The organism is Streptosporangium sp. NPDC006930 (assembly GCF_040635605.1).
Taxonomy (GTDB): Bacteria; Actinomycetota; Actinomycetes; order Streptosporangiales; family Streptosporangiaceae; genus Streptosporangium.
In genome coordinates, this window is the sequence record NZ_JBEYID010000015.1 from 179,290 (window position 1) to 194,405 (window position 15,116).

Consider the following 15,116-nt stretch of genomic DNA (forward strand, 5'->3'; position numbering starts at 1 on the left):
CGTCTCCCGCCCAGGCGTCCCGTGCGCGCCGATCTTCCCGGCCCCGGCCCGAGACGGCGTCGTGCGCGCCGTCGCCGCAGGGCCGGGACACGCGGCACCCCCGTCCGCAGCGGCTAGGGTGGCGCCGTGAACGAGGGGACGCCTGGAGCGGTGATCGACGTGGCCCTGTTCCGGCTGCGCCGGATCTGGTCGCGGCCGTTGCGCCCGCGCAACGCCGGGGAGCCGCAGCGGCCGGTGCACATGTCGAACGTGATGGTCGTGCACGCCGTGCACAAGCTGAGCCTGGATGTGCCCGAGGTGACCGTGGGCGCCGTTGCCGAGCAGCTGGGCGTCGATCCGTCGACCGCCAGCAGACTGGTCAACGACGCGGTCGGCGCGGGGTTCGTGGAGCGTGAGGAGTCGGCCGTGGACGCCAGGCGGGCCAGGCTCGTGCTGAGCGAGCGGGGCCGCCGCGTGCTGGAGGTGGTGGTCCGTCACCGGCGCACCTACCTGGACAACCTGATGGCCGACTGGGACGAGCCTGACCGCGAGGTCTTCGCCCGGCTGCTCGGCCGTTTCGCCGAGGCAGCCGTCGCCCGTCCGGCGAACCTGGTCAACCTCGACCGGCTGATCTCCGAGGCTCTCGCGGAGACTTCCGCCCCGGGCTGACCCGGTTCTCCGCCCTCCCCGGCCCGGTGTCTTCGCGGGGCCTGTGCGGCCTCCTGGCCGCGTACGCCCCTGCCGGGCGGCGTCGGAGGTGATCGGAAGGGGGCGCCCCTCGGTATATGTGTTTAGTCATCATGTTCTACAACAAGTGAGACTTGGCCCGCTACCTGCCCCTTAACAATCCCACTGAGGGCGTATAGGCGAGTCCACGAGTAAAGTAGGCAATTCACCCTGCGATCGCTTCGATCGGCCCTTCGCGACAGCCGGGGCCGGATCAGGGAGTGTCAATATTCGCCCGGGTCGATCGGTGGATCGGTGATGAAAATCCGGCACGCGGCCAAAGGTTTGTCATTGGATCATTCGGGTCGAGTGCGGCTTTTCCCCGTTCAATCCAGATTCTTTCCTTGATCGGTCATGCTTTCCCATCGTCCCGAGGCCGATGTTCTCCGGTGCCGGGTTCGCCGCCATTCGGGGATTCGCCGGTGCTCGAATTACTGTGGAGGGGTTTCGGTGTTCGTCGTGACGGCCTCCCGCTTCGGTCGCGCCGAAAAGTGATCGAGCTGGATGGATCAGGAAAGAAGGCGTTCCCAGGTGCGCGCGAATTCAGAGAGAATACTTGTCGTCGGAGCCGGGGTAAGCGGGTTGACCAGCGCGCTGTGCCTGGCCAGGGAGGGGTTCCGCGTCACCGTCGTCGCGGAGCGATTCGCCCCCGACATCGTCTCGGTCGTCGCGGGCGCGCTGTGGGAGTGGCCACCCGCGGTGTGCGGCTACCACCACGACCAGATCTCGCTCGCCCGCTCCAAGGACTGGTGCGTCACCTCGTACGAGATGTTCGAGAGGCTGGCCAGGGCGAAGGTTCCCGGGGTGGCGATGCGAAGGTCCAACTTCTATTTCAAGCACCCCGTCGAGGAGAATCCGCACGATCTCCACAAGATGCGGGAACTCGCGGGGAAGGTGCGCGGCTTCGTCCGCGACCGGACACTCGCCGAACGCAACGGTGTCAGTCCCGACTACGGCGTGGTCGACGCGTACTCGCACATGGCGCCCATGATCGACACCGATCAGTACATGGCGTGGCTGATGCGGCAGGTCAAGATCCACGGTGTGCGGGTCGAGCGGTACCGGGTCGAGGGCCTGCTGGCCGAGCGGAAGGACGAGCTCCTCGACCGCTTCGACGCCGAGGTGATCGTCTGCTGCGCGGGTCTGGGCACCGCCGCACTCCGCGGCATCGGCATGTACCCGCTGCGCGGCGCGCTGGTGCGGGTACGCAACGACGGGCTTCGCGGACGCCGGATCCGCGAGGCCCACTGCGTCTCCCACGACGAGGAGAACAAGGACGAGCAGGACATCGTCTTCATCGTGCCGCGCAATCCGAGACTCCTCGTTCTCGGCGGGCTGGCGGAAAAGGACGAGTGGGATACCGGAATCAATCTGGAGAACCACGCTCCCGTACGGGAGATGTACGAGCGGTGCCTCGCCTTCATGCCCGCGCTGCGACACGCCAGGCTGGATCCCGACGAGCCGGTACGGGTGGGCCTGCGGCCGTTCCGGGCCGAGAACGTCTGCCTTGAGTGGGACGACGAGGAAAAGGTCGTCTACAACTTCGCGCACGGCGGGGCCGGATTCAGTTTTTCCTGGGGTTGCGCCCAGGAGGCCGTCGGCCTGGTGCGCGCGGCGATAGAGGACCGCAAGTACTCGTACTCCTTCTAGTGGACCTCGCCAGAGAGTGGATAGGCGTCAAAAATGCGGAGAACCGTCAAGTGCTTCCTGGCCGCGAACTCGGCCCTCGTGCTCACCGCGTGCCTGCCATTCGGTGTCGTGAACACCGGTGTCATGTCGTCGCGGCATTCAGGACCGCCGGCTCCCCATGAAAGCCCTTCCCCCGCGCCTCGTTCCGAGCACACCCCGCCGGCCAGGTTTCCCCTGCTTCGCGTCGGCGACAGGGGGGATCAGGTCCAGCAGATCCACCGGCGCCTCGACCGGCTGGGGTTCGGGCCGGGAGACGTCGGCGACGAGTACCGTCCCGCGCTGCGCGCGGCCGTGTGGGCCTTCCAGAAGGCGAACGGACTGCCCGCCACCGACCAGATCGACCCGCGGACCTGGCGGGCGCTCTCTCGCCCGGCGCGCCTCAAGCCGCTGGTGTCGTACGGGGAGCCCACGAGGGTGGAGATCGATCTGCGTCGCCAGTTGCTCACGGCGTGGAAGGACGGCAAGCCCGCGCTGGTCTCCCACATCTCAACCGGAAACGGCGAGCACTACTGCAAGAAGGGTCACTGCGGGGTCGCCGTCACGCCCACCGGTGACTTCCGCGCCTGGTTCCGGACGCCCGGATGGACGAGCGGGCCCCTGGGCGACCAGTTCTACACCATCTATTTCAACCAGGGCATCGGCTTCCACGGCTCGGAGCGGGTCCCGCGACACCCCGCGTCCCACGGATGCATCCGGGTGCCGCTGCACAACGCCAAGGCGCTCTACGACATGACCCCGATCGGTACTCCCGTCCACGTCCGCCGTCCCGAGGCTCCCGAGCGCTCGAAGTCCTCCGAGCGCCCTGCGTCTCCGGCGTCTCCTGCCTCTCCCGGGCGGGACACGGACCGGCCGAAGACGCTTTGAGAACGCCGTCGCACAACCCGCCCCCGGCCGTTTGGGCCGGGGGCGGACTCATGTCCGGCACCCCGGGCCCCCGGTCCGAACGACCTCCGGCACCGGGTCGAACCACCGGGGCCAGCGGGTCGCGGAAAAGATTCAAACCCCTGGCCACCAGGCAGGACAACCATATTCAAGAACTGTCAAGGGTGCCGTGAAACCGACGCGAAACCGTCGTGAAACTGCACTCGGAAAAGCTGACTCCGCCAGCAAGGAACAACCCCGAAAGGAGGTGTTTCAGATGCGGAGTGAAGTCTACGCCCCCAGCGAGGTGTACGCCCCCAGCGAGGTCTACGCGCCGAGCGAGGTGTACGCGCCGAGCGAGGTCTACTAATTCGGTGAATTGAACGCCGATATCTGGCGGGAGAGGATTGCATAAGTCTTCTCCCGCCTTTTAACCATACTTGACCATGTGATCGGCTGATCCGGAAAAGAGTGGGGCATTGGCGGGCTTGCACACGTATACGCGCGCGGACGATGTCGCGTGGGGGGATCTGGAATTCCCGCCCGTGGTCGAGTTGGACACCGTCGGACTGCGGCGCAACTGGAGCGCCTGGTTCAGGCTGACCTCCACGGTGGACGGGCCGCTCTGCGCCGAGAGCACCCCCCTGCTGCTCGCCCTGCTGCGCGACGAGAACCAGGACGAACTGCTTCCGCACTGCTCCCTGATCCTGCAGGGAGACTCGCGGTCCTGGCTGGCGAGGCAGGCGAGGCAAGACGTGTTCCTGGGGGACTCGCCGGCGGACGTGGCGGCGAACACCGGACTGGAGCCGTGGCTGTTCCTCAGCCGCCAGATCGCCGAGTGGCCGCATCAGTCCGTACCGCGGCGCGCGGTGCTCGTCAGGATCCTCACGCAGCTCGGGTTCTACCGGATCGCGGCGGAGCTGACCGTCGGTGGCGCCGAAGGCCCCCATCCCGCGGGTGACCACCTCGCCTACGAGACCGCGCGGGCGCTGCGCCAGCATCTGCGCGACTCCGCGGTGACGGACGCCTTCGCCAGGCTCGCCACAGAGGGAGAACTGCCGGTACCGCGCGTACTCTCGTGCACCCAGCTGATCTCGATCCTGTTGCGGGACAGGGGAGGCGAGCGCGGAAGCGACTACTGGATGGCGTACGGCCAGGAGCTGTTGCCCACCCTGAACGAGGTCGAGCCCTGGTCGCGCGCGCTCACGGTGAGCAGGTTCTGGCGGGCCGCGGCCTTTCACCGGATCACGGAGAAGGACGAGTACGGGGCGCGGGAGGCGATGGACGCGGCGTACGAGGCGGGTGCCGAAGCCGAGAGCCTCGCCGCCGACTCGCAGCAGTGGCACAGCGCCAGGGAGAACACCAGGCTGCTCCTGGACGTGACCGTGAAGGCGGGCACCATGCTCCACCCCGCAGAACACGTGGAACAGGCGGCCGAGCAGCTGTTGCGGCTGGATGGCAACGAGCCTTCCGCGCGCTACTTCGCGGGCGCCTGGTTCCAGCGCGAAGGCGACCTCAAGCGGGCGGCCGTGGAGTTCGAGCTCGGTGCCCGGGCGGGTGGTCTTCGGGGAGCCGGCGCGGCGTACAAGGCGGTGCTCTGCCGGCGGCGGCTGGGAGACGCGGACGGAGTCGCGCGCACCACTCGCCTGCTCTTCGAACTCGATCCCGCCGCACTGCTGCCCGAGGACTCCACCCCGGAGGGCGTAGGCGCATGACGACGAGGGAGGTCCCGGGCGGCGGGGACCTGCGGACCACGGCGGAGCCGAGGGGCTCCGGCGCGCTACCGGGCGGGCCGGGAGGACGGCGCCCGGGCTCGAAGATCTCCAGCGGCCTCGGCCGCAACTTCTGGCTGCTCTGGGGAGGCTGGTCGGTTTCGAGCGTGGGAAACGGCCTGACCGTCACCGCGCTGCCGCTGCTGGCCGCCGACCTCACCAGCGATCCGGCGACGCTCTCCCTCGTCGGGATGGCGGACAAGCTCCCCTGGCTGCTGCTCGCCCTGATGGGAGGCGCGCTCGCCGACCGCTGGGACCGGCGCCGGGCGATGTGGGTGTCGGACGCCGTCCGGTGCGCGATCCTCATCGTCCTGTTCGTCGCGGTGCTCGGCGGCTGGGCCTCGATCCCGCTCCTCATGGTGATCGCCTTCAGTATCACGTCGATCGAGACCGTCTACGACAGCTCACGCTCGGCGATCCTGCCGATGGCGGTCTCGCAGGACCGGGAGGCGCTGGAGCGGGCCAACAGCAGGCTGATGACCGCGAACACGGTCGCACTGAAGTTTCTGGGACCGGCGCTCGGCGGCGTGCTCTACACCGTGGGCCGGGCCCTGCCTGTGGGCGTGGACGCCGTCAGCTTCGCTCTGAGCTCCCTCTTCTCGTTCCTCATGCGCGGCGATTTTCGCACCGACGGTGTTCGGGCGGCGACGGCGTCCGGCGCGAAACCCCGGCGCGCGATGCGCGAGGAGATCGGCGAGGGGGTGCGCTGGCTGGCCCGCCATCGTGTGCTCCGCGTGTTCACCCTGGTCGCGGGTCTCACCAACATGTGCACGGTCGGCCAGCTGGCGATGCTGGTGCTGTACGCGCGCCAGGTCATGCTGATCAGCGACGTGGCGTACGGTCTGCTGCTCGCCTCGGTCGCGGTCGGCAGCGTGACGGCGGGCTTCACGTGCCGGATGTTCACCCGTCGGCTGGGACCGGCGAGGTCCGCGCTCGGCGGGGCGATGCTGGGCGCGCTGGGCTTCACGATCCTGGGGTTCACCAGTGAGGTCGCCCTCGTCGCCCTCGGCCTCGCCATCACCGGCTACACGGCGATGACCTGGAACGTCACGACCGTTTCGATCCGGCAGGCGATCGTCCCGAAGGAGCTGACCGGACGGGTGAGCAGCGTGAACAGGCTGGTGGCCTTCGGGCTGATGCCGGTCGGCATATTCCTGGCCGGCCAGATCGCGACCCACGCCGACCTGGAGGCCGTTTACCGGGTGGGCGGCCTGTTCGGGGCGGCCGTGTCACTCATCGGACTACTGACGCTTTCCAACGCCGCAGTCGAGAGGGCCCTGCACGAGGCGGGAGCCAAGTAGGCGATCGACCGGTGCAACGGCTGAACCCGTGCCCTCGTCGGCACGAATCCCAAGAATGGAGAACGGTGTCATGGCACTCGAAACATCGACGGCACGTGAGATCAAGGTGAGCCGGGGGCGCGTCTGGCAGGCCTGGACCGACCCCAAGGAGGTCCGCGCCTGGCTGAACCTGCACGACGCGAGCGTCCCGGTCGAGCCGGGTGATCCGCTTCGTTGGCACTTCAACCGGGGAGGGAGGGTCGACCTCGTCTTCACGGCGACGCTGCGCGAGGTCAACCCCGGTTTCTCGTGCTCCTACGACTGGGACGTGCCGGGGAACGACGAGCCGACCTCCGTGGAGGTGGAATTCGTCCAGGTCGACGAGGACAGCACCGAGGTGAAGGTGCGCCACTCCGGTTTCAGTGACTCGGTGCGCTCCAGGGTGGAGTTCGACGCCTACGACCACCACTGGTGGCACTACCTGGAGCGGCTCGCGGCCTACCTGGAGCACCGCCCGTTCCAGTTCCACAAGACGCTGACGCCGCCCAAGACGGGCATCATCCCGCTGGGGGTCACCCCGGAGACCGGGATGGTCGTGCAGGATGTGGCGATCAACTCCGCCGCCGAGTTCGTCGGGATCCAGCCCGGCGACGAGATCCACGCCATCGACGGCGTCACGCTCAAGGAGATGGAGGACTTCCACCGTTGGCTCGACGACGCGGTACCCGGGCAGAAGGCGACGTTCACCCTCCAGGACCGCACGGTCGAACTGGTGCTGCGTCCGTTCACGGCATGACGTCCCGACGATGATCACCGTGGACGGCTTCCGGGCCGCACTCGCCCGGTTTCCCAGCGGCGTCACGGTCGTCACGGCACGGGGGGAGCGGGAAGGCTCGCACGGGCTGACCGTGAGCGCCTTCTGCTCCGTCTCCGCCGAACCTCCGCTCGTCCTGGTCTGCCTCGCGCGGTCCGCACGCACGCTGCCCGCCATACAGGAGTCGGGACGCTTCGCGGTGAGCATGCTCCGCCAGCACCACGACGACGTGGCGCGCCTGTTCGCGACGACGGCCGTGGACAAGGTCAAGGGCGGATGGGGGGCACTCACCCCGGACGGCCCGCCGGTCGTCCCCGACGCGCTCTTCTCACTGGAGTGCACCGTGCACAGCGTGCTCACCGCGGGTGACCACGAGGTCGTCATCGGCGCGGTGCAGGCGTACAGCGTGCGTGACGGTGCCCCGCTGATCTACTACAGGAGGGCCTTTCACCCTCTCGCCACCGTCTTCCCCGGAGGTCGCCCAGGCGACCCGTCCCTCCCTCGGGACGACGCGCGTCCGGGCGAGGCGGGCGAGTTCAGAGGTGGGAACGCACACCGGAGCCGCGCGTCCTGACACGTCGGCGGATCGGCGCCCACGCGACCGATCCGCCGTGCCGCGCGCGGAGCAGTATCGTGACCTTCATCTGAAAGGAGGGTCGGGAAGACGGGCTCCTCGTAGGAGGGCGCCGCATCCTGACGGCCAATGGAATATCGCCACCTCGGGCAGAGCGGCCTGATGATCAGCGAAGTCACCTTCGGAAACTGGCTCACCCACGGCGAACTGGTGGATCGGGACCAGGCCGTCGCGTGCATCCGGGCGGCACTCGACGCGGGCATCACCACCTTCGACACCGCCGACGTCTACGCGCGGGGGGCGGCCGAGGAGGTGCTGGGCGCCGCGCTCGACGGGGTGAGACGATCGTCGCTGGTCCTCGCCTCGAAGGTCTGCCTGCCCACCGGCGAGGGACCGAACGATCGTGGCCTGAGCCGCAAGCACATCGTGGAATCCTGCGAGGCGTCCCTGCGCCGGCTGCGTACCGATTACCTCGACCTGTACCAGGCGCATCGTTTCGACGAGACGACCCCGTTGGAGGAGACGCTGATCGCCTTCGACGACCTGGTACGCCAGGGCAAGGTCCTCTATCTCGGCGTCTCCGAGTGGACGGCCCCGCAGATCGCGTCGGCGGTGGCCATCGCCGGCGAGCTCGGGCTGCGCAGCCGCATCGTCTCCAATCAGCCGCAGTACAACATGTTGTGGCGGGTCGTCGAACCGGAGATAGTCCCGCTGTGCCTGCGCGAGGGCATCGGCCAGCTGGCCTTCCAGCCGCTCGCGCAGGGGGTGCTGACCGGCAAGTACCGGCCGGGCCAGGAGCCGCCGGACGGGTCGCGGGGAACGGCCGGCGGGCGGGCTCCCACCTTCATCAGGAGGGTTCTGGGCACGACGCTTCTCGAACGTGTGCAGGCCCTGCTCCCGCTCGCGGGGGAGTGCGGCCTCTCGGCGGCCCAGCTCGCGATCGCCTGGGTGCTTCGGCAGCCGGGGGTCTCCTCGGTGGTCGCCGGTGCCACCAGGCCCGAACAGGTGACCGAGAACGCCTCGGCGTCCGGCAGGACGATCGACGAGGCCGTCCTGAAGCGGGTGGACGAGGTGCTCGGGGACCTCGTCGACCGGGATCCCGCCAAGACCGCGCGGATGATGGCGGTGAAGCCGAGCTGGACGAAGGCCGCTCCGGAGAACGGCTAGCCGCGGGCGCCCGCGTGACTTCACCGCGCGGTTCGCCGAGCCGGGGCTCGGGGGGACAGCGCGCTGTCCGCCGGGAATGCCGGTAACGACATGACCTTATGAAGACATAACGTCATGTCCGTAACTCGTGCGAGATATATCCGCTTATGACAACTTTTCAGCTTGAGGTAAAAGCCACAACTGTGTCCAGCATTTACGTATAATGGCCGGAAGCAGACAAGAGGTATGGGGGCTACCGGATGGCTGTGCGTTTTCGTGTTCTCAGGCAAGTTGAAATCACCGCGGACAGGCACATGGGCGGCTTGGGGCGCCGCCGGTGCGAGCGGTCCGCGTTCATGTCGCCGCGCGTCGAGGAAGGGCACGTCACAGGGCGGCCGCGCGGGATCAGGCGGGAGAGTCGCCGGGCGAAGGCCGGTCACATCCCGCTCGTACGGGCCTTGACCGGGAGCACGGGGCGGGATCCGGCCCTCGGCTGAAGCGGCCGCGCTCGCCGGAGTGGTGTGGCCTGAGCCGCGGTTGTCGCGCCGGAGCGCGCCCGCGATGGTTTCCCCGGGATCGTACGCGCTGTCAGGGGGTTCGCAGCGGGTCCCGTCCCGTCGTCCATGAGGCGAAGGCGGTTCACCACCCCCTTTTGGGCACCCTTTCCGGGTGTTCCCATCGGGTGCGAGGCCGGCGAGGTCCGCGATCCACGTTTCCGGCCGAGCCACAGGCCACCCGTTCCGAGCGCGGCGGCACAGTTCCGCCCTGATCGAGGCGGCGCTTCGTCGAGACGTCGTACGCGCCTGTCATCGACCGACACCTCACGTTCCCGATCCGTGCGCGACCGTCGTTCCGTAACGGCATGCACGGCGGAGAAGACGACATTCCCATGAAGAGGCTGACGTCCCTTTCCCACCCGCGAAGGAAAACACATGTCGCCTAACACCCTCCCGGAGGGCGAGGTACAGTTCCGCGTTCTCGGGGATCTGGCGGTTACCGTGAACGGCGTCGAGGTGCCGATGCCGGCCCAGAAACCACGAAAGTTGTTGAGCATACTGCTCAGCAGAGCGGGGCAGTCGGTGCCCGTCGGGATCCTGTCGGACATCTTGTGGACCGAACAGCCCAAGAATCCGCGGAAGGCGATGCAGGTCTACGTGTTCCGCCTCCGGCATGTTCTCGGCCACGACCGGATCCAGCAGCGGGGTGAGGGCTATGCGCTGGTCACGCATCCCGACGAACTCGATGTCCACAGGTTCGAGGCGCTCGCCAAGCAGGCGCTGAACGCCATGCTCTCCTCCGACATAAAGGATCTGGCGCGCTGTTCGGCGGAGGCGCTCGACATGTGGCGCGGTAGACCGTACGCGGACCTGGCGGAGAGCGCCGTCGCGGACCACGAGGTCAGCCGGCTGGAGGAACTGCGAACCTCACTCCTGGAGCTTCGCATCGGCGCGGACATCGGCCTCGGGAACCACTTCGAGACCATACCCGAGCTGCGCAGCCTGATCATGCGTTTCCCGTTCCACGAACGGTTCCGCACCCTGCTGATGCTCGCCCTCTACCGGACCGGTCGCCAAGGGGAGGCGCTGGAGGTGTTCCAGGAGACCCTCGTGCTGCTCGACCGGGAGCTGGGAATCCTGCCGGGCCAGGAGATGAGCACGACGCACACGCGAATTCTGCAGTCCGACCCCTTCCTGATGTCCGTCGACGCCGTACTGGAATGTCTGGGGGAGGTCGGCCTGAAGGCCGCGCATCGGTGAACCAGGGGCCGGCGCCGTCGACGAGGAGTTCGGAGGTTTGGACGCGCCGCGATCCGGCCCGGTGCGCCGACCCGGCCGCCGCGCCCCGGTTCCGCAGACCTTTGGCGCGCCTCCGGGCGACGGGACACCTACTCCGGCGATAGTTGTGCCCCGCCCCTCGCCCCGTATCGTCCCCACCAGTGATCCCGACGGTATGAGGAAGGATCGGCATGAGCGACGACGCGGTGCGACGCGTTTTCCGGACGGTCGACTCGTTCGACCCCGACGAGTTCGTGCGGTTGCTGGCCGAGGACGCCACGTTGGTGTTCGGCAACGCGGAGCCGAGGGCGGGACGCGAGGCCATCGCCGCCGGGTTGCGGGAGTTCTTCTCCACCATCGGAGGCCTGCGGCACAGGATCGTGCGGAACTGGCAGGTGGACGCCGACGTCATCGCCGAGACCGAGGTGACCTACCGGCGGCTCGACGGCACGGACGTCAGTGTCGTGGCCGTATCGATCTGGCGCACCCGCGACGACGGCCTGATCTCGGACTACCGCATATTCGTCGACCTCGCCCCCCTCCACACGGGCGTGGACGCCGTCGAGCCCGCGTCCACGGGTGCGGCGCCCGCCTTCGCCCACGGGGGCGCCCAGGGGTGAGCCGCCGCTCACGAGACCGGACGCCGCCCCGAAGATCAGTACATCGAGATGTGCGGATGGTCGAAGTGGTTGGCCGTGATGCCGCCTCGGTTCGACATGAACCTCCAGCCGGAGCCGTGGTTGATGCGCTGGCGCCAGATCACGTACTTCACGCCGAGTTTGGCCTTGTTCTTGATGGCCCAGGCGGCGATCTCGTCGCCGAGCGCGAGGTTGGCGGCCGTGGGCATCGCGCCACCGGCGCTCATCATGAAGTCGCAGGCACGGCCCAGAGGATGCTCGCCGCCGTCGTTGACGGCCCGGTAGCAGCCGACCGAGTACGGCAGGTTGAAGCGCCTCATGACGGCGTTGCGCATGATCCGGGTGCGGTCGGTGATGTTGTCGGGGCCGGTGGGCAGCTGCGGCGCCCAGCTGCCGTCGGCGCGACGGCCGGAACCGGTGGGGGCGAGGCGGTCGAGCTTGTTCTTCATGTCGCGGATCAGCTTCTCGGCCTTCTCGCGCTGCGCCTGCACCTCCTTGGCCTCGTCGCCGATCTCGTCGGTGAGCCTGGCGGCCGTCTCGGCCGCCCTCTTCCTGCGTTCGATGCTGTTGACGAAGCCCTCCAGGTGGGCGGCCTGCTGGGCCGTGAGCTGCTCCATCACCGCGGCGGCGCCCATGTCGCCGGAGAACATCAGCGCGGGCAGCCCTCCGCCGCTGCTCTGGTAGCGCAACTGGACGATGGAGTCGACCTCCCGCTTGGCCTCGACGTAGGTCTTCTCGGCCTTTTCCAGGTTCTGCTTGGCGACGATCTCGGCCTTCTGCGCCATCTTGAGCGACTCGCGGGTGGCCGCGTAGGTCTCGATCAGCTTGTCGACCTGCTTGCCGAGCTTGGCCAGCTCGGCGCGGAGCTTGGCCTCGGTGGGCTTGGGGTCCGCGCTTCCGGCGGTGGGGGCGCCGATGGTGAACACGACGATCGAGCTCAGGCAGAGGGCCAGAGACGCACGCCGACGGAACGTGGGGGACGGGGCCGCCACGCACTCTCCTCTCCTTACGCCTACCGGGTTAGCTGACGGGTTCGGGCTGGAGGAAGCCCTTCCACCGAAGTGGTTTCACCCCAGGTGCGGTGGTTCCCCGGCTCCCGGGCAAGGTGCCCGGGATTAGGCAAATCAGCGTTTACAGCCGATGTGGGAAGGATAGTAGTGGTAAACAGCAGGTCATGCGACCTCAAGACGAGACCAAGCGGTAATCAGTTCGTGACAACAGAGCGCAGCAGATGTGCTGTCGCCTCGGGCGACACGTCGTTGACGAAGGCGCCCATCGCCGACTCCGACCCGGCGAGGTATTTCAGCTTGTCCGGCGCGCGGCGGATGCTGAACAGCTCCATGTGCGCGTACGACAGATCACGGCCGGTGGAGGCCGGTGCCTGGTGCCAGGCCGCGATGTACGGCATGGGCACGCCGAAGATCCCGTCGAGGCGGCGGAGTACGTCGGTGTAGAGGGGGCCGAACGCCGCGCGTTCCCCGGCATCCAGCGCGACCAGGTCGGGGACCCTGCGGTGCGGGTAGAGGTGGACCTCCACGGGCCAGCGCGCCGCGGCGGGGACGAAGGCCGTCCAGTGCTCGTTCGAGCCCACCACCCGGATCTCGGCCTCACGCTCCGCGGCCAGGACGTCGGCGAACAGGTTGCCGCCCGTCCGCTCCCTGTGGCGCTCGGCCGCCCCGAGGGTGAGCCTGGTGCGCGGGGTCACGTAGGGGTACGCGTAGATCTGGCCGTGCGGGTGGGCCAGGGTGATGCCGATCTCCGCCCCCCGGTTCTCGAAGCAGAAGACCTGCTCCACGCCGGGCGTCGCCGACAGCTCCGCCGTACGGTCGACCCAGGCCTCCATGACCAGTTCGACCCGCTCGGGGGAGAGCCGCGAGAACGCGGAGTCGTGCTCGGAGGTGAAGCAGACCACCTCGCACCTGCCGACCCCCGGACGGACCTCGCTCAGCCCTCCGATCGGCCGGTGGTCGCCCGGCTGGGCGGAGAACGAGGGGAACCGGTTCTCGAAGACCACCACCTCGTAGTCGGAGGAGGGGACCTCGGTGAGATTGCCCGGGGTCGACGGGCAAAGCGGGCACTCGTTGGCGGGGGGCAGGAAGGTGCGGCTCTGGCGGTGCCCGGCCACCGCGATCCACTCCTCGGTGAGCGGGTCGTAGCGCAGCTCGGAGGCGGCGGGGCGGGGCGGCAGGTCGCGCCGGTCGGGTGCCGTGCGGTCGGCGTCGTCGCGCCGGTCGAAGTAGAAAAGCTCCCGGCCGTCGGCCAGGTGGGTGATCGTACGCTTCATCGGCCGGCGATCTCGCTCTCCCGCTGGGGTTCGGTGATGATCATCTCGCCCACCGAGGCGGCGAGCTCCTCGCGGGCCTCCTCGGTCATGCCGGAGTCGGTGACCACGATGTGGGCCTCGGCCAGCTCGGCGATCGTGCTGATGCCGACCGTGCCCCACTTGGTGTGGTCGGCGAGCACCACCAGGCGGTGCGCGGAGGCGACCAGCTCGCGGTTGGTCTCGGCCTCGAGCAGGTTGGGGGTGGTGAATCCGGCGCGGGTGCTCATACCGTGCACGCCGAGGAAGAGGGTGTCGACGTGGAGGCCGCGGATCGCCGAGACCGCGACCGGGCCGACCAGGGCGTCGGAGGGAGTGCGGACCCCGCCGGTCAGCACGACCGTGCGGTCGGCCCTGAGGGAGCGGTGGAAGACGTCGGCGACCCGGATCGAGTTGGTGATCACGGTCAGCTCGGGCACGTCGACGAGGTGGTGGGCGAGCGTCCAGGTCGTGGTGCCCGCGGAGAGCGCGACGGCCGTGGCCGGCCGGACGAGCCGGGCGGCGTGCCGGGCGATCGTCTCCTTCTCCGCCTGCTGGCGCACCGACTTGGCGGCGAAGCCCGGTTCTTCGGTCGAGCCGGGCCCTGCGGCGGTGGCGCCGCCGTGGACCTTCTCCACCAGGCCGCGCTCGGAGAGCACCTCAAGGTCGCGCCGGATCGTCATGTCGGACACGCCGAGCTCCCGGACGAGATCGGCGACCCTGACCCCGCCGCTGCCGCGCACCCTTTCCAGGATCGCCTGCTGCCGCTGCTGGGCGAGCATTGACTCACTCCCCTTAATCCACCAGATTCCACCAAAATACCACGACCAGGTGGGGGAGGTTGTTGGATTGTGATGGTCGGCCGCTCACAGTCGATCAAGCTCCGCCGTGATGTTCGCCCTCGCCTCCCCCTCCAGGTCGGCGACATGGAAGATCACCGGAAGATCGAGCAGCGAGCGCAGCACGGCGGCCCTTCCCGCCCTGAACGCGTCGTCGGGGACGAAGCCGTACTCCTCGCGCACGGCCGCCGCGTAGGCGGCGTAGACCTCGGGGGAGGAGCCCAGGATCGCCAGGTCCGCGTCGGACAGCACGGCCCCGTCCGTGTCGCCGGACGCGGGTGCGTGCGTGACGGTCAGCCTGACCAGCCGGGCGACCGTCGCCACATCCTCTGCGGGCACCCCCAGCTCCGGCAGCGCGCGCTCGGCCAGCCTCGCGCTCCGCTCCTCGTTGTCCGCGCGTCGCGGGTCGTAGACGGCGTCGTGGAACCAGGCCGCCATCCGTACGAGGTCCGGGTGCCCTGCGTGGTCGGCGAGGGCGTCGACATGGGTGAGCACCGCCTCCAGATGGGCGGTCGTGTGATACCTGCGGTGCGGCTCGTCGTACCGGGTGATCAGTTCGCGGCCGAGGGGGTCGGCCCCCGCGCCGGCGAGGGATCGCCAGCGGGCCATCAGCTTCTCGCTCATGTGACGGAGCCTAGAGTCCGGCCTGACGGGTGAGGAGCCCGGTCACGCGTCCCGTCCAACGGGTGGGGAACGTCAAGACCGGGGAAACGCCGGGGAAATA

14 protein-coding genes and 1 riboswitch are annotated in these 15,116 nt (G+C 68.7%); of the genes, 10 read left to right on the top strand and 4 right to left on the bottom strand.

Features of this window, described 5'->3' with window-relative positions; all coding sequences use genetic code 11:
• Positions 1 to 126 precede the first annotated feature (126 nt).
• The 10 genes from ABZ664_RS25515 (at position 127) to ABZ664_RS25560 (ending at position 11,236) form a co-directional block, all read left to right on the top strand.
• Complete coding sequence (locus ABZ664_RS25515; RefSeq protein WP_362514930.1) at positions 127 to 648, top strand: MarR family winged helix-turn-helix transcriptional regulator; 522 nt, start codon at positions 127 to 129, stop codon at positions 646 to 648.
• A gap of 561 nt (positions 649 to 1,209) precedes the next feature.
• Complete coding sequence (locus tag ABZ664_RS25520) at positions 1,210 to 2,355, top strand: FAD-dependent oxidoreductase (protein WP_362514933.1); 1,146 nt, start codon at positions 1,210 to 1,212, stop codon at positions 2,353 to 2,355.
• Between the two features lie 33 nt (positions 2,356 to 2,388).
• Positions 2,389 to 3,258 (top strand): L,D-transpeptidase family protein, encoded by an 870-nt coding sequence (locus ABZ664_RS25525; protein WP_362514936.1) that lies wholly within the window; start codon positions 2,389 to 2,391, stop codon positions 3,256 to 3,258.
• 542 nt (positions 3,259 to 3,800) lie between these two features.
• Positions 3,801 to 4,970 carry a hypothetical protein gene (locus tag ABZ664_RS25530; RefSeq protein ID WP_362514940.1) on the top strand — a complete coding sequence of 390 codons (1,170 nt, stop codon included), beginning with the start codon at positions 3,801 to 3,803 and terminating at the stop codon, positions 4,968 to 4,970.
• Positions 4,967 to 6,328: an MFS transporter gene (locus tag ABZ664_RS25535; RefSeq protein ID WP_362514943.1), complete on the top strand. Its 1,362-nt coding sequence runs from the start codon at positions 4,967 to 4,969 to the stop codon at positions 6,326 to 6,328. The genes ABZ664_RS25530 and ABZ664_RS25535 overlap by 4 nt, the downstream gene beginning before the upstream one ends.
• A 70-nt stretch (positions 6,329 to 6,398) precedes the next feature.
• A complete protein-coding gene (locus ABZ664_RS25540; RefSeq protein ID WP_362514946.1) occupies positions 6,399 to 7,103 on the top strand; it encodes an SRPBCC domain-containing protein in 705 nt (234 codons plus the stop codon).
• Positions 7,104 to 7,113: 10 nt separating this feature from the next.
• The gene (locus ABZ664_RS25545; RefSeq protein WP_362514949.1) at positions 7,114 to 7,695 is read left to right on the top strand and encodes a flavin reductase family protein; all 582 of its coding nucleotides are present in this window, start codon (positions 7,114 to 7,116) and stop codon (positions 7,693 to 7,695) included.
• A 129-nt stretch (positions 7,696 to 7,824) separates the two neighbouring features.
• On the top strand, positions 7,825 to 8,862 hold the full coding sequence (locus ABZ664_RS25550) for an aldo/keto reductase family protein (RefSeq protein WP_362514953.1): 1,038 nt from the start codon (positions 7,825 to 7,827) through the stop codon (positions 8,860 to 8,862).
• 911 nt (positions 8,863 to 9,773) lie between these two features.
• Positions 9,774 to 10,598: an AfsR/SARP family transcriptional regulator gene (locus tag ABZ664_RS25555; RefSeq protein ID WP_362514955.1), complete on the top strand. Its 825-nt coding sequence runs from the start codon at positions 9,774 to 9,776 to the stop codon at positions 10,596 to 10,598.
• A 209-nt stretch (positions 10,599 to 10,807) separates the two neighbouring features.
• A complete protein-coding gene (locus tag ABZ664_RS25560; protein ID WP_362514959.1) occupies positions 10,808 to 11,236 on the top strand; it encodes a nuclear transport factor 2 family protein in 429 nt (142 codons plus the stop codon).
• Between the two features lie 35 nt (positions 11,237 to 11,271).
• Here ABZ664_RS25560 and ABZ664_RS25565 read toward each other — a convergent pair whose 3' ends face one another.
• The 4 genes from ABZ664_RS25565 to ABZ664_RS25580 form a co-directional block, all read right to left on the bottom strand.
• Entirely contained in the window at positions 11,272 to 12,246 is a 975-nt protein-coding gene (locus tag ABZ664_RS25565; protein ID WP_362514962.1) for a hypothetical protein, read from the bottom strand.
• A 3-nt stretch (positions 12,247 to 12,249) separates the two neighbouring features.
• A riboswitch (cyclic di-AMP (ydaO/yuaA leader) is annotated at positions 12,250 to 12,386 on the bottom strand.
• 72 nt (positions 12,387 to 12,458) lie between these two features.
• Positions 12,459 to 13,538, bottom strand: coding sequence for a galactose-1-phosphate uridylyltransferase (gene galT, locus ABZ664_RS25570; RefSeq protein ID WP_362514965.1), 1,080 nt, complete (start codon positions 13,536 to 13,538; stop codon positions 12,459 to 12,461).
• Positions 13,535 to 14,335, bottom strand: coding sequence for a DeoR/GlpR family DNA-binding transcription regulator (locus ABZ664_RS25575; RefSeq protein WP_362514967.1), 801 nt, complete (start codon positions 14,333 to 14,335; stop codon positions 13,535 to 13,537). The genes galT and ABZ664_RS25575 overlap by 4 nt, the downstream gene beginning before the upstream one ends.
• 84 nt (positions 14,336 to 14,419) lie before the next feature.
• Entirely contained in the window at positions 14,420 to 15,016 is a 597-nt protein-coding gene (locus ABZ664_RS25580) for a metal-dependent phosphohydrolase (RefSeq protein WP_362514969.1), read from the bottom strand.
• Between the last annotated feature and the right edge of the window lie 100 nt (positions 15,017 to 15,116).